This is a genomic window from Burkholderia sp. BCC1972, assembly GCF_905339605.1.
GTDB lineage: Bacteria > Pseudomonadota > Gammaproteobacteria > Burkholderiales > Burkholderiaceae > Burkholderia.
This window is the reverse complement of record NZ_CAJPGH010000007.1, coordinates 193,770-214,829: the sequence shown is the minus strand read 5'-3', so window position 1 is coordinate 214,829 and position 21,060 is coordinate 193,770. Positions and strand designations below refer to the sequence as shown.

The following is a 21,060-nucleotide window of genomic DNA, read 5'->3' as shown; positions in this document are numbered from 1 at the left end:
GCCCTCGCCGCGTCGCTTCAAAACGCGCAACGACACGCCCGTTCGCGCAACGCAATCGCGGCGCGGCGCATCCCGCCGCGCCCGTGCATCCGCTACGAGGTCTATCGATGGACATCGCCCTTTCCCACCATGCGCCGAACCGGCTCGGCACGCTGCAGGCGCCCGACGAAGTCGAACGCGCGGTCGCGCACCGGCTCGGGCCGCACCGGATGGCCGCGTACGGCCGCGACCCGTTTCATGCCGAGCTGTATGAAGTGCCGCTGCACCACGGCGCGCTGCTCGAACTCTGCTACGGCCGCGAAACGCGTATCGATTTCGGCGACGATGCCGATCACTTCCTGTTCCGGCTGACGCTCGCCGGGACGTGCGAGCTGCGGGCCGGCAGCGCCGTCGCACACGCGGGCCCCGGCGAGCTGACGGTATCGTCGCCGGCGCTCGCGAGTCGCCTGCGCACGAGCCCCGATTGCCGCAACCTCGTGCTGCGGCTCGAACGCGACGCGCTCGAACGCAAGCTGCAGGACATGCTGAAGGCGACACTCACGCGGCCGCTGCAGTTCGAACTCGCGAGCGGCGGCACCGGCGCCGCGCTCGTGTTGCCGACCTTCGAGTACCTGTGCCGGCTCGGCGCGCAGCCGGGCATCGGCACGGCGTGGCCGGTGTTCGGTGCCGACCTCACCGCGTGGCTGATGTCGCTGCTGCTCACGCACCTGCCGCACTCGTACAGTGACGCACTCGCGCGCGGCACGCCGCTGCTGCCAGCGCACGTGCGGCGCGCGTGCGATCACGTCGATGCGCATCTCGGCGAACCGCTCGCGCTGGCGCCGCTGGCAAAGATCGCCGGCGTCGCGCCGCGCACGCTGCAGCACGCGTTCCGCACGTTCCTGCACACCACGCCGGCCGCGTACGTGCGCGAGCGCCGGCTTGCAGCCGTGCACGCGGCACTGCAACGCGGCGGCACGCGCAGCGTGACCGACGTGCTGATCGCGCACGGCATCCATGGCTTCGGCCATTTCGCGAAGGCGTATGCGCGACGCTACGGCCATGCGCCTTCCGTCACCGCGAGGCAACCACGATGACGCCCACCGCTTCAGGCCGCCCGGCGGCCCCAGTCCGCGCCGAAACTTCCGCGCACGACGCCGACTCGCCCGACGGCCTGCGCGTGCAGGACCTCGATCTCAACCTGCTGAAGACGTTTCGTGCGGTATACGAGGAGCGGCACGTCGGCCGTGCGGCGCTGCGGCTCGGCGTCACGCAGCCGTCGGTCAGCTACGCGCTCGGCCGGCTGCGGCTGATGTTCCGCGACGCGCTGTTCGTGCGCACCGGCACCGGCGTCGAGCCGACGCCGCGCGCACAGCGGCTCGCGATTTCCGTCGACAAGGCGCTCGCGATCCTGCAGGACGTGCTCGACGAAGGCTCGCGCTTCACACCCGACAGCACGCAGCGCGTGTTCCGCCTGCACATGAGCGATTTCGCGGCGAGCGCATTCCTGCCGACGCTGCTCGCCGCGTTCGACCGGCGCGCGCCGGGCGCGGTGATCGAGACGCTGCACGTCGACGAATGCCAGCTCAACGTCGCGCTCGAATCGGGGCGCATCGATTTCGCGCTCGGGCATTTCGCCGATGCGTCGAGCCACTTCCAGCGCACCGCGCTGCTGCACGAGCGCTGCGTGCTGCTGATGCCGCGCCGCACCGCGCAGCGCATCGGGCTGCCCGACGATTTCGTGCTCGACGGCGCGGCGCCCGACGCGCTGCGCTTCGTCGCGGTCACGTCGCACCCGCAGTCGATGCAGCTGCTCGAACGGCATGCACTGATGCCGCGCGTACGCGCGGCGCTGCCCGATTTCATGGTGGTGCCCGCGCTGCTGCAGGACGGCGACTACGCGCTGATCCTGCCGGAGACGATCGCGATCACGTTCGCCGCGCGGCAACCGTGCGTGCTGTACGAGATCGCGGGCGCCGGCGAATGGGCCGTCAATGCGTACTGGCACCGGCGCTTCGACGCGGACCCCGGCCATCGCTGGCTGCGCGCGCTGCTGCTCGAACTGTTCAACATCGGCGAACAGGCACCGTTCGACGCATGGCTCGCGCCGCAGCCGCCCGCCTGCGCGTAGCGGTGCAAGCGGGCCCGCGCACGGGCGCGCGCCCACTGGAACGCCTAGAACGACGTGAGGATGCCCGCGACGAGCGAGCTCGCGGTCGCGCCCGGTCGGGCGACCGCGACACCGCCGCCCGCCGCGCCGTTGACGACGAAGCGCGCATGCGCGCCGTTGCGCACCATCGCGGCGCCCGTATACAGCACCGTGCGCTTCGACAGCGGATAGTCGAAGCGGATGCCGTACGAATCGGCGTTGCCGTCGCTGTCCGCGACCTTCCGGTAATGGCCGACGCTCAACAGCAGCGACGCGCGCCCGATCGGCACCGTCGCGCTGAGTTCCATGATGTCGCTGTGCGGATACGCGCTCTGGCTATCGATCGCGGTCGCGACGTCGGGGCCGCCGCGATGGCGCATGTAGAGCGCGGCAACCTTCACGACGTTGAAGTCGTACGAAATCGCGCCGAGCGTGTAGTTGCCGTTCGCGGCCGGGCTCGTGCCGCCGAGCGCGGACGCCGCCACCGGGCTGAACTTCTGCTGCATGTAGTCGACGTCGACCGACAGCCCGCCGCGCACGTAGTTGATGCCCGCGCCATACGTATCGCCGAGCGTCGCCGGCTGCCCGGCCGCGCCGTTGGTGCCGCGCGCGGCCATCGCACGCAGCAGGAAGCCCGCATAGCGCGGCGACGTATAGCGCATCGAGTTGCGTACGCGCAGGAACGCGGGCCCGACGAAGTTGTTGGTCGCGTTGCCCCATGCGAGCCCCGCGCCGAGGCCAGGCAGGCTGTACGTGACGAGCGTCGTGTGCAGGATCGTGTAGAGCTCGCCGAACTGCACGCCGCCGAACGGCCCCGTGATGCCGACCCACGCTTCGCGACCGAACAGCGCGCTGCTGTTCGACAGTGCGCCGCTGCCCGCGTTGAAGCCGTCCTCGAGCTTGAAGATCGTCGCGTAGCCGCCGCCGAGATCCTCGACGCCCTTCAGCCCCCACTGCGACGCCCACAGGTTGCCGCTGCCCATGCGCGTCACGTGGTTCGGCCCGGCGTTCGCGTATTCGATCGCGGTGTCGATGCGGCCGTAGAGCGTCACGCTCGATTGCGCGGCGGCCGGCAGTGCGAGGCACGCGAGCAGCGCGGCAAGCGGTGCGGCAAGCCGGTCGGCTCGCCCGTTCGGTTGGTTCATCTTCGTCGTCCCGTAGAAATGCCGGCGCCGGTAGGCGTCGCGCCGTGTGATGTCATGCGCGTCCGCCGCAACGGGCCAACGCTGCCGATCAAAAACGGGCCGAGTCTAGGAACGACAATTTCGGACGTCGACGCAATGCGCTCTATAACGCTTATAGATGCGCCGCATGAGGCGCGCGCGCCCCGCCGCACGCGCGCTGCGCGGCGGCCCGCGCGCACGGCCTCGGTGTTTTCTTTATCCGGGTCGGTAAATGTCCGTGTGGCGCCGCTGTCACTCCGGCTATGGCGGCCGAATTTGGCCGACTACGCTGCGTCTCCGATCGTGTCACCCGCACGCTTTCGCGCCGCGACGGCGCCCGGCCCGCCAGGCCGCCGCCGCGCGTTTCCACCGCCCGCTCCTGGAGAACCCGCATGTCCGCATCCACGGCCCGCGCTGCCGACGGCAAGCGCTATACGTACGAATGGTATGTCGTCGTCATCTGCATGCTCGCGTACGTCTTTTCGTTCGTCGACCGCCAGGTCCTCGTGCTGATGATCGAGCCGATCAAGCGCGACCTGCACCTGTCCGACACGCAGTTCAGCCTGCTCAACGGCTTCGCGTTCTCGCTGTTCTATGCGGTGATGGGGCTGCCCGTCGCGTATCTCGCCGACCGCTACGCGCGTCCGCGCATCATCTCGCTCGGCATCGCGCTGTGGAGCGTCGCGACAGCCGCGTGCGGGCTCAGCCAGCATTTCGTGCAGATGTTCATCGCGCGGATGGGCGTGGGCGTCGGAGAAGCCGCGCTGTCGCCCGGCGCGTATTCGATGCTCGCCGACTACTTCCCGAAGGAGAAGCTCGGGCGCGCGATCGCCGTGTACTCGCTCGGCTCGTTCGTCGGCGGCGGCGTCGCGTTCCTGATCGGCGGCTACGTGATCGCGCTGCTCAAGCATGCGAGCGCGTTCACGCTGCCGGTCGTCGGGCAGGTGCACGCGTGGCAGGTCACGTTCCTGATCGTCGGGCTGCCGGGAATCCTCGTCGCGCTGCTGTTCGCCGCGACCGTGCGCGACCCGCAGCGCAAGGGGCTCGCGCAGGATCGCTCGGGCGCCGTGCGGCGCGTGTCGATGCGCGATTCGCTGCGCTTCGTCGGCACGCATCGCGCGACCTTCTCGTGCCACTACCTCGGCTTCTCGTTCTACGCGATGACGCTGTACTGCCTGCTGAGCTGGACGCCCGCGTTCTACATCCGCCGCTTCGGGATGACGGCCGTCGAAGCCGGCTACACGCTCGGCATCGTGTTGCTGGTCGCGAACACGGCCGGCGTGTTCTGCGGCGGCTGGCTCAACGACTGGCTGCTGCGGCGCGGCCGGGCCGATGCACCGATGCGCGCCGGCGCGATCGGTGCCGCGTGCATGGTGATTCCCGCCACGCTGTTCACGCAGCTCGACAGCCTGCCCGCGTCGCTGGCGATGCTGGTCGTCGCGATGTTCTTCGCATCGTTCCCGATGCCGACGTCGACCGCCGCGATGCAGACGCTCGCGCCGAACCAGATGCGCGCGCAGATCTCCGCGCTGTTCCTGCTCGTGTCGAACCTGATCGCGCTCGGCATCGGCACGACCGTCGTCGCGCTGTTCACCGATCGCGTGTTCGGCGCGCCTGCCGCGGTCGGCCATTCGATGTCGATCGTCAACGTCGCGGCGGCCACGCTCGCCGCGCTGCTGCTCGCCGCCGGCTGCCGGCACTATCGCCGCAGCCTCGATCGCGAACGCGGTCACGCGTCGGCAGCGGCGCCGCTGGCAGCCGATGCGGGCGACGCGATCGCCGTGCGCTGAGCGCAAGCCCGCCACCCGACCATTATTTATTCCGCTGATTCAGGCATCACTTTTTAATCGATTTGATTTATGCGATGCCCGTCCCTATTCTCGATCGCATGACGGCGCGGTGCCTGCGGCGCCGCTTTCTTCCTACCCCACGGAATTTCCCATGCAAGCGAACCGCCACCAGGTCCGGATCGACGCGCTGATCGACGCGGCGCAGGACATCCGCTGTTTCCGGGTTTCGCGCGTCGACGGCCAGCCGTTCGATGCGTACGAACCGGGCGCCCATATCGACGTCACCGCGCCGTCCGGCATCACGCGCCAATATTCACTGTGCGGCAACCCCGACGAGCGCGGCAGCTACCTGTTCGCGGTGAAGAAGGAGGCGCAGTCGCGCGGCGGCTCGCGTTCGCTGCACGACGACGTGGCCGTCGGCGCCGAACTGTCGATCGGCGCGCCGCGCAACCTGTTTCGTCTGACGGATGACGCAAGCGAACATGTGCTGATCGCGGCCGGCATCGGCATCACGCCGCTGCTGTCGATGGCATACGCGCTGCACAAGCGCGGCGCGCGCTACCGGCTGCACTATTTCGCACGCAGCCGCGAGCATGCGGCCTTCGCCGACGCACTGTCGGCCGAGCCGTTCGCGCCGCACGTGACGTTCCACTACGGCGTCGAACCCGCTGCGCTCGCGGCCGAACTCGGCCGTTGCGTCGAATCGATCGATGCGCACGCACATGTCTATACGTGCGGCCCGGCGCCGTTCATGGATGCGGTCGTCGCGGCGGCCGCGACGCGCGTGCCCGAAGATTCGATCCATCTCGAACGCTTCGCCGCAGAACCCGTCGCCGCAGAAGCTGGCAACGCCGAAGCCGGCACCGGCCCGGCCGGCGGCTTCGAAGTGCGGTTGCAGCGTAGCGGGCAATCGGTGCGCGTGACACCCGACACGTCGATCGTCGACGCGCTCGCGCGGATCGGCATCGAAGTCGACACGTCATGCGGCGAGGGCGTGTGCGGCACCTGCATGGTGCCCGTCGTCGACGGCGAGCCCGATCATCGCGACCACTGCCTCAGCAAGGCCGAACGCGCGAGCAACACGGTGATCTGCTGCTGCGTGTCGCGCGCGCGCTCGGCGGTGCTGGTGCTGGATCTCTGAGGCGGCTAACGCGCGCCGCCGCCGTCACGCGTCGTCGAATCGCTCGACGAGCTCGGCGAGCAGCGCACGCATCCACGCGTTGCCTTCGTCCTCGTGGAAGTGCTCGTGCCAGTGCATCGTCACGGGCGCGGGCGGCAGCGTGACGGGCAGGTCATAGAGGCGGAACGCGTTGTCGCGGTTCAGGATCTGCGCGAGCCGCTTCGGCAGCGTCGCGTAGAGATCGGTGACCGACAGCACGCTCGGCAGCGCGACGAAGTGCGGTACTTCGAGCGCGATGTTGCGGCCCACGCCCTGCGCGCGCAATGCGTCGTCAAGCGCGTGGTGGCTGTGCTCGACCGATTTCACGTTCACGTGCGCGGCGCGCACGAACGGCTCGAGACTCAGCGTGGCACCGGCCGGCAGCCCGCGCCGACGGCCCGTCATGCACACGTAGGTTTCCTCGAACAGCACCTGGTGGCGCGTGCGCGGCATCAGTTCCGGCAGGTTGCCGATCGCGAAATCCAGCCGGCTCGCGCGCAGCGCCTCCTCGATCTCCTCCACCGGCAGCGGCTGCACGCTCAGCGTCACGCGCGGCGCGCGCTCGCGCAGCGCCTGGCAGATCGCCGGCAGGTACGCCATCTCGCCCGCATCCGACAGCGACACCCGGAACGTGCGCGTGCTGGTGGCCGGATCGAAACGCTCCGCGTAGCGCAACGCCACGCGCACCATGTCGAGCGCCTTGCCGACGATCCCCGCGAGCTCGAGCGCGACCGGCGTCGGCTGCATGCCGGCGCGCGTGCGCACGAACAGCGGATCGTCGAACAGCGTGCGCAGCCGGCCGAGCGAATAGCTGACGGCCGGCTGCGATAGCGCGAGCCGCTCGCCGGCCTTCGTCAGGCTGCGTTCCTCGACGATCGCCTGGAACACGCGCAACAGGTTCAGATCGAGATGATCGACCGACGTCATCGTTGCCTCCATTATTTGCCGTATTTATTGACCGGCTAATTTTAGATCAATTTGACGGATATGTAGCGGAAGACGAGACTGGGTACTCGATACCGCGCATGACGCGGCCCGATTTCGCGACTCTTTCCCCACGACAACGATGAGCGACATTTCCTACCAGACGATCGACACCAGTGCGCTGCACGGTCTCGCGCAGCCCGACCGCATCGCGCCGGCGATGTATCACGATCCCGCGCTGTTCGAAGCCGAGCTCGACCGCATCTTCTACCGCACCTGGATCTGGGTCGCGCACGAAAGCGAGCTGCCGAACCCCGGCGACTTCATCACGACGACGATCGGCCGCCAGCCGGTGATCGTCGTGCGCGACAAGACCGGCGAGATCAACGTGCTGCAGAACCGCTGCCGCCACCGCGGCGCGACCGTGTGCGAATCGCACAAGGGCAATGCGAAGGGCTTCACGTGCCCGTATCACAGCTGGTCGTACGCGCTCGACGGCACGCTGCGCGCGCTGCCGTACGGCGACGGCTACGAAGGCGTGTGCGAGAAAGGCGACCTGCCGCTCGTGAAGCTGCGCGTCGGCGTGTACCAGGGGCTGATCTTCGCGAGCTTCAACGACGACATCGAATCGCTCGAGGATTTCCTCGGCGGTGCGAAGCCGTGGATCGACCTGTTCATGAAACAGGGCGCCGGCTACCCGATCAAGGCCAACGGCGAGCACAAGTTCAAGTTCAAGGGCAACTGGAAGATCCAGCTCGAGAATACGACCGACCTCTACCACTTCCCGGTCGTGCACAAGTCGTGGATGAAATCGATCGACGACGAGACGGCCGCCGCGATCACGAGCTTCATGACGAGCGAGGACGCGTTCTGCCGCGGGCTCGGCAACGGCCACAGCCTCGCGGTGCTGATGCCCGAGCTGATCGACCTCGACGACGACGACGGCGCGCCGCTGCCCGAGCGTTTCGCGCCGCTCGCCGCGAAGCTCGCCGAGCGCCATGCGCCGGAAGAAGTGCGCCGCATCGTGCGCTCGCTGATGGGCGTCGGCTTCAACCTGAACCTGTTCCCGAACCTCGCGCTGTCGATGGCGTTCTTTCGCGTGCTGCGGCCGATCGCCGCGAACGAGACCGAGATCCGCCACGTCGCGCTCGCGATGGACGGCGGCCCCGACGAGGCGAACCGCGAGCGGCTGCGCATCCACGAGCATTTCCAGGGCCCGTTCGGCTTCGGCAGCCCCGACGACGCGGAAGCGTGGGAGCGCGTGCAGCGCGGCGCGCATGCGGGCCCCGACGTGCCGATCCTCGTGAACCGCGGGCTGAACCGCGAGACGACCGCCGCGAACGGCGAAAAGACCGCCCATGCGACCGACGAGACCGGCATGCGCGAGGCCTACCAGCAATGGCGCAAGATGATGGAGCAACAGTAATGGACGACCGCAACGCCCTCTTTTCCGAGCAGACCTTCGCCCGCGCGGTCGAATTCGTGTGGCGCGAAGCCGAGATGCTCGACCGCCGCGACTACCGCGCCTGGCTCGACCTGTGGGATCCGGCCGGCCACTACGTGGTGCCGATCGATCCCGACACGACCGATTTCGCGGCGACGCTGAACTACGTGTTCGACGATCGCGACATGCGCGAGAAGCGCGTGCAGCGGATGGTGTCCGGCTATTCGGCATCGGCGACCGACGCGGCGCGCACGGTGCGCACCGTGTCGCGCTTCACGCTGGAAAGCAGCAGCGCCGACACCGTCGAGCTGAAATCGGCGCAGGTCGTCGTCGCGTACAAGCGCGGCGTCGCGACGCTGTTCGCGGCCGACGTCACGCACAAGCTGCACGTCGATGTCGAAGGCGAGCTGCGGATCGCCGAGAAGGTCGTGCGCTTGATCGACTCGACCGAAGCGCTCAGCGCGATCGGCTTCCTGCTGTAAGCCGTCGCCGGTTCACCGCTGCAAAAGTGCAAAGGTGAGCCGGCAACCTTCACCTTTCCGGACCACCATGCCCACACTCGAAGTTTTCCTGCCGGCCGGCCATGACGACGCACGCAAGGCCGAGCTGATCGCGCGGCTGACCGGTGCGACCGTCGACGCGATCGGCGCACCGGTCGACTCCGTGCGCGTGCTGCTCACCGAACTGCCCGCGACGCATGTCGGCCTCGGCGGCCGCAGTGCCGCCGATGGCGCGCCGCCGTCGCTGCCGGTGATCGTCGCGATCCTGATCGCCGGCCGCACCGACGAACAGAAACGCGCGCTGATCGCTGCGCTGTCCGATGTGGGCGCGAACGTGCTCGATGCGCCGCTGCAGGCCACCCGCGTGATCATCAAGGACATTCCGAACACCGATTTCGGCATCGGCGGCCGGACCGCGCGGGCGCTGGGGCGCTGATCGTGCGCCGCACGTCGCTGCCCGGCCGTGACGCGACACAGCGGCTACGCGTGCGTGCCGGCGAGCGGCAACGTCACGCGGCAGTCGAGCCCGCCGCCGTCGGCCGGGCTCGCCGCGATCCGCCCGCCGTGACGCGTGACGATGCTCTTGCACAGCGACAACCCGATCCCGTTGCCGCCGGCCTTCGACGACGAGAAGCCGTCGAACAGCCGGTCGTGCGCATCTTCCGCAATGCCCGGGCCGTTGTCGATCGCGCGCAGCTCCGCGTGCCCGGCCACGTTTGCCGTACCGAGCGTCAGCATGCGAGGCACGCGCTCGCAACTGGCGAATGCCTCGATCGCGTTGAATGCCAGATTCAGGATCACCTGCCCGATCAGCACGCGCTCGCAGCGGATCGGCAGCGGCACGTCGGCCTGTACGATCGAGACCGTCACGCCGGCTTCCTTCGCACGCAGCTCGATGAAGTAAGCCGCGTCGGAAAGGATGTCGCGCAGGTCGGCAACCGCGACGACCGGCTCGCGCTTCACGATGAATTCGCGCACGCTCTTGATGATCAGCGCCGCATGCTCGGCCTGCCGGTCGGCGCTGCGCAGCCCCCAGATCGCGTCGTCGACGGCGCCATTGCCGTTCAGCCGCCGCACCGCGCCTTCGATGAAGTTGCGCACGGCCGCGAGCGGCTGGCTCAACTCGTGCGCGATCACGCTCGCCATCTCGCCCATCGCGTTGTAGCGCCCCGCGTATTCGAGCATCCGCGCTTCGGCGCGCCGCGCGTCCTCGATCGCGACTTCGTCGCTCACGTCGCGGAACTGCACGAGCAGCCCGTCGAGATCGCCTTCGATCTCGACCTGCCGGCACAGGATGCGCAGCCAGCACGGCGAGCCGTCGCGCCGCACGATCCGGTAGCGCTGCGGCGCGGACGGGTACGCCGACGGCGCATCGCGCAGTTGTGCGACGAGGCGGTCGCGATCGGCCTCGGAGCAGTAGTCGAGCACTTCGCCGAGCGATTCGTCGGGCGCGAGCCCGAGCACGCGGCGGCCCGACTCGCTGATGAACTGCACGCCGCCGTGCGGCGTCACGACCGCGATGCCTTCGTCGAGATCCTGCATGAATTCGCGCAGCCGCGCCTCGTAGCGGCGCAGTTGCTGGCGGACCGCCTCTTCCGCGCTGATGTCGCGGAACTGCACCATCACGACGTCGTGCCCGCGCAGCGGCACGTAGGTCGCCGTGGCCTCGGACAGCATGTCGACGCCCGTACGCGATCGATAGCACCATTCGTACACCTGCGGCCCGTCGACGAGCGCGCGATCCCATGCACTCACCGCGATCTCGCGCTGGTACTTCGGTTCGGGACGTGTCATGTCCGGCGCCTTCAGCGGCAGCAATTCCTCGACGGAAAAGCCGAGCGCGATGCACGCGGCGCGATTCGCCCATACGATCGCCTTTGTCTGCGCGTCGTGCAGCAGCACGCAGGTCGTCAGCGCGTCGAGCAGCCGGTGGAAATCGTCTTCGTCGGGAAAACTCATGATCGGATTCGGATGAAGGCGCGCGGCATCGCGCGGCCGGACACCCAACATAGCACCGGCGCGCGCCGATCGCATCTGAAGATTTCTTTAGGCCGGCACGGAACCTCACCAGTCGCGCGGCCCAACGCACCAATTGCTGCGTGTTTTCGGCGTTTCTAGACTGGCTCCATCGTGTGCCCCGTAATCGAAACCGACATCGCCCCCTATCCCCAGGAGACAACCATGCCGCAAGCCGCCCTCGCCGTCGAACCCGCGCCGTCCTCGCCGCCCGTGGCAGGCATCGTTGCCGCGCCGTCGTCGCCGCTCGACGCGGTGATCGAGACCGTCGCCGCGCGCCGCGAAGAATTCGATCGCCTGTCGCACGTGCCGCGCGACGTAATCGCGCTGTTCAAGCAGGCCGGCATCTATCGTGCGGGCACGCCGCGCCGCTTCGGCGGCGATGCGCTCGCGCCGACCGCGTTCCTCGACATGATCGAACGGGTCGCGACCGCCGACGGTTCGGCCGCGTGGGTCGCGAGCTTCGGCTCCGCGAACGTCTATCTCGCCGCGCTGCCGCTCGAGACCCAGGCCGAGTTGTACGCGAGCGGCCCCGACCAGGTGTTCGCGGGCGGCCTGTTCCCCGTGCAGCCCGCGCAGGCCGCGCCGGGCGGCTGGCGCGTGAACGGCACGTGGAAATTCGCGAGCGGCTGCAAGGGCGCCGACTGGCTCGGCGTCGGCATCGCCGTGCCGGGCGCGCAGGACGCCGCGCCGAACAAGCCGCGCACGGCCGTGTTCCGCGCGGCCGATGTCGAGATCGTCGAGAACTGGAGCGTGGTCGGCATGCAGGGCACCGGCAGCCACGACCTGCGCGTGAACGACCGCTTCGTGCCCGAGGCGTGGACCTTCGTGCGCGGCGGCGAGCCGACCGTCGACGAACCGCTGTACCGCTACCCGACCGTCGCGTACGCGGCGCAAGTGCTGGCCGTCGTCAACCTCGGGCTCGCGCGTGCGGCGCTCGACGTCGTGAACCGGATGTCCGGCGGCCGGCAGACGACGACCGGCGCGCCGCGTCTCGCCGATCGCGCGTACTACCGCATCGAGCTTGCGAAGGCCGAAGCGCAACTGCGCTCGGCACGCGCGTTCTTCTATGACGCGACCGACGGCGTGTGGCAATCGATCCTCGCCGGCAACCCGGTGACGCCCGACCAGGTCAGCCTGCTGCGGCTCGCGGCGACGCAGATCGCACGCGAAGGCGCGAGCGTCGTCGAACGCGCATACCGTCTCGGCGGCACGGCGGCGATCTATCGCACGCATCCGTTGCAGCGGCTGCTGCGCGACGCGATGGTCGTCACGCAGCACGCGTTTCTCGGCGAAGGCAACTTCGACGGCGCCGGCGCGGTGTTCACCGGCGTGACGCCGTTTCCCGGCTATCTGTAACCTGCGTCGACCCAAGCCATTTTTCGAATGCGCATGAAGCCGATGCCGAAACGTCGCTGCCGGCCGCTTCATGCGCTCCACCGATTCCTCTGGAGAACCTGATATGTCCGATTCGAATCCGCTGCCGCTGCGCGTCCTGTTCTGCTGCGGCGTGTCGCAGAACTTCTTCGACCTGCCGCGCGAGAAGATCGGCGAAGTGTGGCAGGCGTACGGCGCGATGCTCGCGGCCGTCGAGGCGATGCCCGGCGTGCGCGTGCTCGGCGTGATGGACGACGACCGCCTCGTGGTCGGCCAGGCCGACGGCGCGCCGTGGACCTTCTACATCATGGCCGACGTCGCCGATTTCGACACGACGGTCGCCGTGTGCAACCTGTACCGCACGACGCCCGTCGGCGAATACAACCTGTGGCGCTACGGCAAGATCGAGGCGCGCGTCGGCCGCGCGCTGGCCGTGCCGCCGGCCGCGAAGCCCGCCGCGTGAGGCGCGCGATGGCCGACCTGTCACCGGAGCTGATCGACGCGCTCGTCCAGCGCATGGCGGCGCTCGACGCCGAGCGCGCGGTGCGCGCGACGATCACGCGCTACATGGCGCTGTGCGACGTGCCCGAGGATGCCGGTGACGGCCCGTCGCTCGCCGAGCTGTTCGCCGCCGACGCGGTGTGGGAAGGCATCGGCCCGCAGTACGCGCAGAAGTTCGGCCGCCTCGAAGGTACGGCCGCGATCGTCGCGATGCTCGGCCGCTACCTGCCGCCCGATCCGCATTTCTCGGCGAACCTGCACTTCCTGACGTCGGAATCGATCGAGATCGGCGCCGGCAACGCGAGCGCGCGCGGCCGCTGGATCATGCTGCAGGCATCGCGCTATGCGAGCGGCACGGCCGAACTGATCGCCGCGCGGCTGACCGTCGATTTCGCGCCGGCCGCCAATGGCTCCGCGTGGCTGATCCGCCATTTCCGCACCGAGCGCGTGCTCGACGGCCCCTGGCCGCTCGCCGCCGCGCCACGGTCCTGATGCTTCCCCCTGCTTTCGCACGATACCGACCATGACAGGCTTCATCGACACCTTCACGCTCGGCGGCCCCGGCCCCACGATCGCGATCAAGGACACGATCGACATCGCAGGCCACCCGACCCGCGCGGCGAGCCGCGCGCTCGCCGGCGCACCGCCGGCCGCCCGGCATGCGGACGTGGTCCGCTTGCTGCTCGACGCCGGCTGGCAGATCGCCGGCAAGGCGAACATGCACGAACTCGCGTTCGGGATGACCGGCATCAACGACTACACGGGCACACCCGTCAATCCGCAAGATCCCACGCGCATTCCCGGCGGCTCGTCGAGCGGCTCCGCATCGCTCGTCGGACTCGGCGCCGTCGACGCAGCGCTCGGCACCGACACCGGCGGCTCGATTCGCGGGCCGGCCGCGTGCTGCGGCGTGGCGGGGCTGAAGCCGACGTTCGGCCGCGTATCGCGGCGCGGCGTCGCGCCCGCCGACACGACGCTCGATTGCGTCGGGCCGTTCGCCCGCGATATCCGCACGCTCGTCGCGGTGATGGCCGCGATCGCGCCGGGCTTCGATCGCGCGCAAACGGCGGCCTCCGTGGCTGGCTGCACGGTCGCACAAATCACCGTCGAAGCCGATCCGGCGATCGCCGCCGCACTCCACGCGGCCGTTCGTGCATCGGGCCTGCGCTCGCACGAGGTCGTGCTCGACGCCATGCCGGCCTCGTTTGCCGCGGGGCTCACCGTCATCAATGCGGAAACGTCCCGCGCGTTCGGTCATCTGGTCGAAACCGGCCAGCTCGGCGCCGATCTCGACGCGCGCCTGCGCACGGCCGCGACGACGACACCTGCGGCAATCGAGGACGCCGAGGCCGTCCGCACACGCTTCACCGCGCAGGTCGATGCGGCGCTCGACCACGCGGACGTGCTCGTGCTGCCGACGCTGCCCGCATTGCCGATCACGCTGCAGCAGGCACGCGACGGCATGTCGGTCATCGCGATGTCGTCGCTGATCCGGCCGTTCAACCTGAGCGGCCATCCGGCGCTCAGCCTGCCGCTGCCGCTCGCCGGCTCGCCGCTGAAGGCCGGGCTGCAGATCGTCGGGCGCAAGGGCGCGGACGAACAGGTCTGCGCGATCGCTGCACATTTCGAAGCGGCACTCGCCGCATGAATCACGATGCGGGCGCCGCTTCAACCGGCGTGCGCCCGCGAACCTGGGAACCACACACCATGTCAGATCGAGTCGTCCTCGTCACCGGCGCCGCGCGCGGGCTCGGCGCCGTCATCGCCGAGCGCTTTCATGCAGCCGGCTACCGCGTCGCACTGGCCGATATCGCCGCCGACGCCATTCACGCGCATGCACGCGACCTCGACCCGAGCGGTGAACGCGCGATCGCGCTGCCGCTCGACGTCACGTCGAAACGCGATTTCGAAGCCGCGCGCGATGCACTCGTCGCGCGCTGGGGCACGATCGACGTGCTCGTCAACAATGCGGGCGCGTCGAAGGTGGTGCCGATAATGGAGATCACGGCCGAGCAGTTCGACCAGGTGATCGACGTGAACCTGCGCAGCGTGCTGTTCGGCTGCCAGGTGTTCGGCCGGTATTTCGCGGAACGCGGCGCGGGCCGCATCGTCAACATCGCGTCGCTCGCGGGGCAGAACGGCGGCTCGGCGACGGGCGCGCACTACGCGGCCGCGAAAGGCGGCACGCTGACGCTGACCAAGGTGTTCGCACGCGATCTCGCCGCGCAGGGCGTGACCGTCAACGCGATCTCGCCGGGCCCGCTCGACCTGCCGATCGTGTATGAAAGCGTCGCGCCGGAAAAGCTGCGCCAGGTGCTGGCGAGCCTGCCGGGCGGCAAGCTCGGATCGGCCGGCTTCGTGGCGGATGCCGCCGTATTGCTCGCATCGGGCGATGCGCATTTCGCGAACGGCGCATGCTGGGACATCAACGGCGGGCTGTACATGCGCTGAGCCCGCCGGCGCCTCATCGCGACGACTCGCCGTCGTCGCCCCACACGACCATCACGTCGCGCACGAGCGCGGCGATCGACGTCGCGCCGAGCTTCTCCTTGATGCTCGCGCGATGCACGTCGACGGTCTTCACGCTGATCGACAGGTCCGCCGCGATCTGCTTGCTGCCCTTGCCGTCCACGACGCCGCGCAGCACTTCCTTCTCGCGCGCGGTCAGCGCATCGAGCCGCTGGCGCAGCTCGCGGTGACGCTGGCTCACCGCATGCCGCTGCTGCGCGAGCCGCAGCGCGCGCTGCACGCGTTCGAGCATCTGCTGCGAGTTGTACGGCTTCTCGACGAAATCGATCGCGCCGTTCTGCAGTGCGCGCACCGACATCGGAATGTCGCCGTGCCCGCTGACGAAGATCACTGGCAGCGTCGCGCCGCGCGCATTCAGTTCGGCCTGCACGTCGAAGCCGCTCTTCTCCGGCATCCGCACGTCGAGCACCAGGCACGCGGGCAGGTTCACGTCGAAGCGCGCGAGAAAATCGGCCGCGTTCGCGAACCCTTCGGACGCGATGCCGACCGATTCGAGCAACCATGCGAGCGACGTCCGCATGCCGCTGTCGTCGTCGACGATGTATACGATCGGTGCGGGTGACGTCGTCATCGCGGGTGTCTCGCTGAATATCGGTATGGGTATCGCACGCGCTGCGCGAGAGGCCGGTGGCCGGCATGCCGCGCGCGTCGTTCGCTGGGGGTGTGCGGCACATCATAACGAGCCGAAAACCCGCTGGAAACCCCTTCACGTGCTGCATGAATGCACAATCGCGGTTTTTTTCCGGGCCATGCGGCGCGCATCTAGGTAGAACCTTTAGACGCGTTGGCGAGAACGCCATCTTCATCGTCAATCGTGCGAATGGTCGGCCGCATTTTCGCGACGTACGCTTGGGTCATCGTCGGCGATCCGGCGCTGCCCAAGCAGCGTTGTGCAATCGCCGCTTTAGTCCAACCAGGAGCGCCCATGTCTTCCACGACCGATATCCAGCGACCGGCCCGCGTCGAACCGACCGATGCGCAGAAGGCCTTCCGCCAGGCGATGGCCCACCTCGGCGCAGCCGTCAACGTGATCACCACGGCCGGGCCGCACGGCCGCTGCGGGATCACCGCGAGCGCCGTGTGCTCCGTCACCGATGCGCCGCCGACGCTGCTCGTGTGCCTGAACCGGTCGAGCGCGATGCACGCGACCTTCGAGCGCAACCGCCATGTCTGCATCAACGTGCTGCCGGCCGAGCACGAGCAGCTCGCACGACACTTCGCAGGGCTCACCGACCTGCCGATGGAGCGGCGTTTCGACCTGCCGGTGTGGGATCGGGGCGAGCAGGACGTACCCGTGCTGCGCGACGCGCTTGCGAGCCTGCAGGGCACGATCGCCGAGATGAAGGAGGTCGGCTCGCATTCGGTGATGTTCATCGAGGCGACGTCGATCCGCGTGCGCGACGACGGCGACAGTCTCATCTACTTCAGCCGCGCGTTTCATCGCGTGTCGCGCACCGCCTGCGTGCGGTGACGTTCGTGTGACTACGCGGGCGGCCGCAATGCGCGCTGCCCGGCCGCGAGCACCGCCCCCGCGAACAGCGTCAGCGCCGAATACACGAGCCCGCGCGCGAGCCCCGCGCTGTCCGACACCCAGCCGATCGCGACCGGCCCCGCGATCTGGCCGAATGCAAACACCGTCGTGAACGCGCTGATCCCCTTCGCCCAGCCGTCGGGCGGCAGGTTGTGCCGCACGAAGGCCGTCGTCGACGCGACGGCCGACAGGAACGTCGCGCCGAACAGCACACCCGACGCAAACGCGGCGGCCGGATGCACGAACATCGCGGGCATCAGCGTCGCGATGCCGAGCAGTGCGTTGAGCACGGCGAGCGCCTGGCCGCCGCGCATCCGGTCGAGCAGCGCCGACCACAGCCGCGCCGACACGACGGTCGCGACACCCAGCATCACGTAGAACGCCGAGACGACCGTGCCGTTCATGCCCGCGCCGCGCAGCAGCGCGACGATGAACGTCATGTAGCCGATATAGCCGACACCGAACAGGCCGTAGCCGGCCAGCGCGAGTGCGAAGCGGGCCGCGCTCGCGGTTGGCGCCGGCACCGCGCCTTGCGGCCTGGCCGGCGCCGCATGCCCATGCTCGATGCGGCGCGCGGCCGACACGGCCACCGCCGAGAACAGCACGCATGCGGCCGCGAGCGCGAACCATGCCGGCTGCCAGCCGTGCACGCCCTGCGTGAGCGTGGCCGGCACGAGCAGCGACGACGCGACGATGCCCCACCCCGTGCCGCCGTAATAGAGGCCGAGCAGCAGCCCCGCATCGCGCGGCGAAGCCGACGCGAGCCGCGCGGCCAGCACGCCGCCGCTGATGAAGATCAACGCGCTGCCGACACCCGTTGCCAGCCGCTGCACGAGCAGCGCGTGCATGCCCGACGTGAGCCCGCACGTCGCCATCAGCACCACGGTCAGTACGCAGCCGGCCGCCAGCAGCGTGCCTGCGCGCCAGCGCCGCGACAGCAACGGAAACGCGAGCGCACCGATCAGGTAGCCGGCCGCGTTCGCGGTGTTCAACGCGCCGGCCTGCGCGAACGTCCAGCCGAGATCGGCCTTCATCGGCGGCAACAGCAACGCATACGAAAAGCGCGCGAGGCCGAGCGCGATCGCGCTGCCGAGCGACAGGCCGATCGCGAGCCGCCACGCGGCCATGCGGTCGGGATCGGTTGCGCCGGCGTCCGGCCGCGAGGGGCCGGCATGCTCCGGTTGCGGCGCTGCGCGCATCGCGGTGTCTCCATCGTGGTTCGAGGCCGGTGCGGACCTCGGGCCCGCACCGACGACGCGCGTGGCGTGGCCGATACGGAAACCGTGTTGTGGTGGGCGTCGATCCCGATGGCCGGAACCGGTGCGCCGATCGGCCCATGATACTTGACCGGCCGCGCGCCCGGCACGCGTGCGCTACGCGCCCAGTCCGGCGGCAAACGCGGTGAAAAGCGCGCGCCCCTCATGCCACTGCGCCACCCCGGAAGCCGCGTTCAAATGGCCACGCGCGCCGAGCACCAGCGGCGTCGCGCCGCGTGCCGCCGCCCATGCGATGGCTCGCCCGGACGGGTCATACGGATCGTCCGAACTGGCGATCGCCACCACCGGCCGGTTGCCGAAATCCTCATCCGGCACACGTGCGAACGCCCGTGCCTCGACCGGAAAACGCGGACCGTCCGGATCCGGCACGGCCACGAGAAACGCCCCATGCACAGCGCGCGTTGCGGCGCCACGCCAATGCGCGAACAACAGGCACCCGAGGGAATGACACACCACGATCGGCGGCGTCCCGGCCTCCGCGACGGCCGCATCCAGCGCCCCGATCCAGTCCGTCAAGTCGGGGGTGTCCCACGACGCCGGCGCGATTCGCGTGGCATGTGGAAACGCCGCCTCCCAGTGGGTCTGCCAGTGATCCGCTCCCGAATTGCCGATCCCCGGCACGATGACGATGCTTCGATCCATTCCCGTCTCCCTGAACATGAGGGCTCCCAGTCTGACCCGCCGGGCTTCCACACGGAATGGCAAGTCATCGGATATTGAGACAGAATTCCGATGAATCAACGGAACAGGAACACCGAGATGCCCGATGGAGAACTGGATCGCCAGGATATTTCGATCATCGAAGCGTTGCAGGAGAATGCGCGCACGCCGTTGTCCGAAGTCGGCCGGCGCATCGGCCTGTCGCAGCCGGCGACGTCGGAGCGCGTCAAGCGCCTGGAGGAGCGCGGCATCATCGCCGGCTACACCGCGCGGATCGATCCCGTCGCGCTCGGGTTGGGGATGATGGCCATCATCCGGCTGAAAACGACGCACGAACACATCAAACCGGCGTTGAGTGCGTTCGCCGAGATGCCGCACGTCATCGAGATTCATCGCATGACCGGCGAGGATTGCTTCTTGCTGAAGGTGCTCGTGCCGACGCCCGGCCAGCTCGAGACCCTCATCGACGCAATCGCCCGCTTCGGCGCGGTCACGACTTCCCTCGTACTCCGGTCCGAGCCGGTCAAGCCGCTCGGCAAGGCCCTGTTGGGCTGAAGCCGGCAACGGTCCCGCGGCGCATGCATCGTTCGTGAATGACGGAAAAAGAAACGATCGATGCAATTGGATTCCCGATTCGAAAAATCGCGTTAATCAAGCAATCGATCACGGCCCCAATATTCGATAAAAATTCGGCGCCGCTCATGATTCAGCTTATTCGCGTCGAAAACGCGACGGACGGGAAATTCCGCGTGTTTAGCACGCCCTGGCTAAAATCCTTGCAACGCATTGCATTCGCAAATTCGTCAGACTAATATCGACGCCACTTGTCCGGCATTCACAAAATGCTGAACGAGGAGCGGGAATGTTTTTTACCGCGCTTCCATGTTGAATCACTCATGTTCACCACAGGAGAATTGACATGCAGGACACCCAGCAGATCGAATTGCTTGACTGGATGCAGGAAGACACGCACCCCGAGGCCGTCGACATGATGGTCGAGGACGCCGTGGTGCCGTTCGGCACCGCGCTCTGGCCGGTCTGAGCGGGCCACCCGTTCTCGCGGAAGGGCCGCGGCCCTTCCGCCGCTTCCGGAGACACGCATGCTGAACCTGCACCGCGCGCTCGGGTTTCACCCCGCGTTGCGCGACAAGCTGGCCCGCGGCGAATCGGGAAAACTGCTGGTCGGCTACGACACCCGCAACCGCGACATCGCGTTGCGCGCGTTTTCCGCCCTGCCCGAATCGCTCGACGCCACGACCCTCTGCCTCGAAAGCACCGCACCCGCCGACATCGCCGCCGCGCTGAACGACGCCGACCTGTTCGTACTGCTGTACGACTCGTCGTGCCTGCCGACACCGTCGCCGAGCGGTCCGCCGTTCCTCGCCGCGATTCGCCCGGCGATCGTCGAGCACTGGAGCAAGTCGGTCTTGTTCAAGGATTACGGCCCGCACCTCGACGAGGCGTTCGCCGAATCGCTCGACGACATCGCCGCACGCAACGGCCGGTTGATCGACGCGGCCACGCACGCATCGCAGATCCGCTTCATCGACGAAGCCGGCAACACGCTGACGGGCTCGCTCGCACCGGACCAGAAATGGACGAGCGTGGACGGCATGGGCAATCTCGACGTCGTGCCCGGCGAGATCGCGACGCACGTGACCGACCTGAGCGGCTCGGTCGTGTTCAGCGGCACGTTTCTCGGCACCGTGCCGTTCGCGATCAAGTACAAGGTGGCCGAGCAACTCGCGACGCTGCAGGTCGAGAACAGCACGATCGTCGATTTCGACACCGACGATGCCGGCTTTCGGCGCGATTTCTCGACCTATCTCGACCGGCACGCGAATCACCGGCGCATCGAGGAATTCGGCATCGGCACGAACCTCGGCATCCGCGGGCTCTATGGCCGCAACGCGGGGTTCGAGGAACGCCATCCGGGCCTGCACCTCGGGCTCGGCGGCGGTGAAAACGGCAGCCACCACCTCGACCTGATCTTCGCGCGCGGCACGCTCGCACTCGACGAGCGGATCGTGTTCGACGGCGCGTTCGCCGTCTGACGACGTG

At 68.6% G+C, this 21,060-nt stretch carries 22 protein-coding genes; 16 read left to right on the top strand and 6 right to left on the bottom strand.

Annotated elements, in window-relative coordinates:
* The first annotated feature begins 107 nt into the window (after positions 1 to 107).
* Complete coding sequence (locus U5798_RS13635) at positions 108 to 1,076, top strand: AraC family transcriptional regulator (protein WP_322082334.1); 969 nt, start codon at positions 108 to 110, stop codon at positions 1,074 to 1,076.
* Positions 1,073 to 2,110: a LysR family transcriptional regulator gene (locus U5798_RS13630; protein ID WP_322082333.1), complete on the top strand. Its 1,038-nt coding sequence runs from the start codon at positions 1,073 to 1,075 to the stop codon at positions 2,108 to 2,110. The genes U5798_RS13635 and U5798_RS13630 overlap by 4 nt, the downstream gene beginning before the upstream one ends.
* A 44-nt stretch (positions 2,111 to 2,154) precedes the next feature.
* On the opposite strand, the gene U5798_RS13625 is transcribed toward U5798_RS13630, so the two are convergent.
* Positions 2,155 to 3,273 (bottom strand): porin, encoded by a 1,119-nt coding sequence (locus tag U5798_RS13625; protein ID WP_322082332.1) that lies wholly within the window; start codon positions 3,271 to 3,273, stop codon positions 2,155 to 2,157.
* A gap of 410 nt (positions 3,274 to 3,683) precedes the next feature.
* Between U5798_RS13625 and U5798_RS13620 the strand changes: the two genes are divergently transcribed.
* Together U5798_RS13620 and U5798_RS13615 are read left to right on the top strand one after the other, a co-directional pair.
* Positions 3,684 to 5,081: an MFS transporter gene (locus U5798_RS13620; RefSeq protein WP_322082331.1), complete on the top strand. Its 1,398-nt coding sequence runs from the start codon at positions 3,684 to 3,686 to the stop codon at positions 5,079 to 5,081.
* A 151-nt stretch (positions 5,082 to 5,232) separates the two neighbouring features.
* Complete coding sequence (locus U5798_RS13615) at positions 5,233 to 6,222, top strand: PDR/VanB family oxidoreductase (RefSeq protein ID WP_124451226.1); 990 nt, start codon at positions 5,233 to 5,235, stop codon at positions 6,220 to 6,222.
* A gap of 24 nt (positions 6,223 to 6,246) precedes the next feature.
* Here U5798_RS13615 and U5798_RS13610 read toward each other — a convergent pair whose 3' ends face one another.
* Positions 6,247 to 7,167: a LysR family transcriptional regulator gene (locus U5798_RS13610; RefSeq protein WP_322082330.1), complete on the bottom strand. Its 921-nt coding sequence runs from the start codon at positions 7,165 to 7,167 to the stop codon at positions 6,247 to 6,249.
* A 139-nt stretch (positions 7,168 to 7,306) separates the two neighbouring features.
* Between U5798_RS13610 and U5798_RS13605 the strand changes: the two genes are divergently transcribed.
* From U5798_RS13605 to U5798_RS13595, 3 genes are all read left to right on the top strand, one after another.
* A complete protein-coding gene (locus U5798_RS13605) occupies positions 7,307 to 8,590 on the top strand; it encodes an aromatic ring-hydroxylating dioxygenase subunit alpha (protein WP_322082329.1) in 1,284 nt (427 codons plus the stop codon).
* A complete protein-coding gene (locus tag U5798_RS13600; RefSeq protein ID WP_322082328.1) occupies positions 8,590 to 9,090 on the top strand; it encodes an aromatic-ring-hydroxylating dioxygenase subunit beta in 501 nt (166 codons plus the stop codon). The genes U5798_RS13605 and U5798_RS13600 overlap by 1 nt, the downstream gene beginning before the upstream one ends.
* Positions 9,091 to 9,157: 67 nt before the next feature.
* Complete coding sequence (locus tag U5798_RS13595) at positions 9,158 to 9,544, top strand: 2-hydroxymuconate tautomerase family protein (protein ID WP_322082327.1); 387 nt, start codon at positions 9,158 to 9,160, stop codon at positions 9,542 to 9,544.
* A gap of 44 nt (positions 9,545 to 9,588) precedes the next feature.
* On the opposite strand, the gene U5798_RS13590 is transcribed toward U5798_RS13595, so the two are convergent.
* Positions 9,589 to 11,142 carry a sensor histidine kinase gene (locus U5798_RS13590; protein ID WP_322082326.1) on the bottom strand — a complete coding sequence of 518 codons (1,554 nt, stop codon included), beginning with the start codon at positions 11,140 to 11,142 and terminating at the stop codon, positions 9,589 to 9,591.
* A 147-nt stretch (positions 11,143 to 11,289) separates the two neighbouring features.
* Here U5798_RS13590 and U5798_RS13585 point away from each other — a divergent pair, with 147 nt between their 5' ends.
* From U5798_RS13585 to U5798_RS13565, 5 genes are all read left to right on the top strand, one after another.
* Positions 11,290 to 12,483 (top strand): acyl-CoA dehydrogenase family protein, encoded by a 1,194-nt coding sequence (locus tag U5798_RS13585; RefSeq protein WP_322082325.1) that lies wholly within the window; start codon positions 11,290 to 11,292, stop codon positions 12,481 to 12,483.
* 103 nt (positions 12,484 to 12,586) lie between these two features.
* Positions 12,587 to 12,964 (top strand): hypothetical protein, encoded by a 378-nt coding sequence (locus U5798_RS13580; protein ID WP_124451240.1) that lies wholly within the window; start codon positions 12,587 to 12,589, stop codon positions 12,962 to 12,964.
* Between the two features lie 8 nt (positions 12,965 to 12,972).
* Positions 12,973 to 13,494, top strand: a complete 522-nt coding sequence (locus U5798_RS13575) for a nuclear transport factor 2 family protein (RefSeq protein ID WP_124451242.1) — start codon at positions 12,973 to 12,975, stop codon at positions 13,492 to 13,494.
* A 31-nt stretch (positions 13,495 to 13,525) separates the two neighbouring features.
* Entirely contained in the window at positions 13,526 to 14,650 is a 1,125-nt protein-coding gene (locus tag U5798_RS13570; RefSeq protein ID WP_322082324.1) for an amidase, read from the top strand.
* A 59-nt stretch (positions 14,651 to 14,709) separates the two neighbouring features.
* Positions 14,710 to 15,453, top strand: a complete 744-nt coding sequence (locus U5798_RS13565) for an SDR family NAD(P)-dependent oxidoreductase (RefSeq protein WP_124451245.1) — start codon at positions 14,710 to 14,712, stop codon at positions 15,451 to 15,453.
* Between the two features lie 13 nt (positions 15,454 to 15,466).
* On the opposite strand, the gene U5798_RS13560 is transcribed toward U5798_RS13565, so the two are convergent.
* Positions 15,467 to 16,102: a response regulator transcription factor gene (locus tag U5798_RS13560; RefSeq protein WP_124451247.1), complete on the bottom strand. Its 636-nt coding sequence runs from the start codon at positions 16,100 to 16,102 to the stop codon at positions 15,467 to 15,469.
* A 354-nt stretch (positions 16,103 to 16,456) separates the two neighbouring features.
* On the opposite strand from U5798_RS13560, the gene hpaC reads away from it, so the two are divergent.
* On the top strand, positions 16,457 to 17,002 hold the full coding sequence (gene hpaC / locus U5798_RS13555; RefSeq protein ID WP_322082323.1) for a 4-hydroxyphenylacetate 3-monooxygenase, reductase component: 546 nt from the start codon (positions 16,457 to 16,459) through the stop codon (positions 17,000 to 17,002).
* A gap of 11 nt (positions 17,003 to 17,013) precedes the next feature.
* Here hpaC and U5798_RS13550 read toward each other — a convergent pair whose 3' ends face one another.
* Together U5798_RS13550 and U5798_RS13545 are read right to left on the bottom strand one after the other, a co-directional pair.
* Positions 17,014 to 18,261, bottom strand: a complete 1,248-nt coding sequence (locus U5798_RS13550) for a YbfB/YjiJ family MFS transporter (RefSeq protein ID WP_322082322.1) — start codon at positions 18,259 to 18,261, stop codon at positions 17,014 to 17,016.
* Between the two features lie 174 nt (positions 18,262 to 18,435).
* Entirely contained in the window at positions 18,436 to 18,981 is a 546-nt protein-coding gene (locus tag U5798_RS13545; RefSeq protein ID WP_322082321.1) for an RBBP9/YdeN family alpha/beta hydrolase, read from the bottom strand.
* Positions 18,982 to 19,098: 117 nt separating this feature from the next.
* Here U5798_RS13545 and U5798_RS13540 point away from each other — a divergent pair, with 117 nt between their 5' ends.
* The 3 genes from U5798_RS13540 (at position 19,099) to U5798_RS13530 (ending at position 21,053) form a co-directional block, all read left to right on the top strand.
* On the top strand, positions 19,099 to 19,554 hold the full coding sequence (locus tag U5798_RS13540; RefSeq protein WP_322082320.1) for an Lrp/AsnC family transcriptional regulator: 456 nt from the start codon (positions 19,099 to 19,101) through the stop codon (positions 19,552 to 19,554).
* A gap of 364 nt (positions 19,555 to 19,918) precedes the next feature.
* Positions 19,919 to 20,041 (top strand): hypothetical protein, encoded by a 123-nt coding sequence (locus U5798_RS13535; protein ID WP_006766865.1) that lies wholly within the window; start codon positions 19,919 to 19,921, stop codon positions 20,039 to 20,041.
* 58 nt (positions 20,042 to 20,099) lie between these two features.
* Positions 20,100 to 21,053, top strand: coding sequence for a leucyl aminopeptidase (locus U5798_RS13530; protein ID WP_124451255.1), 954 nt, complete (start codon positions 20,100 to 20,102; stop codon positions 21,051 to 21,053).
* The last annotated feature ends 7 nt before the right edge of the window (positions 21,054 to 21,060 follow it).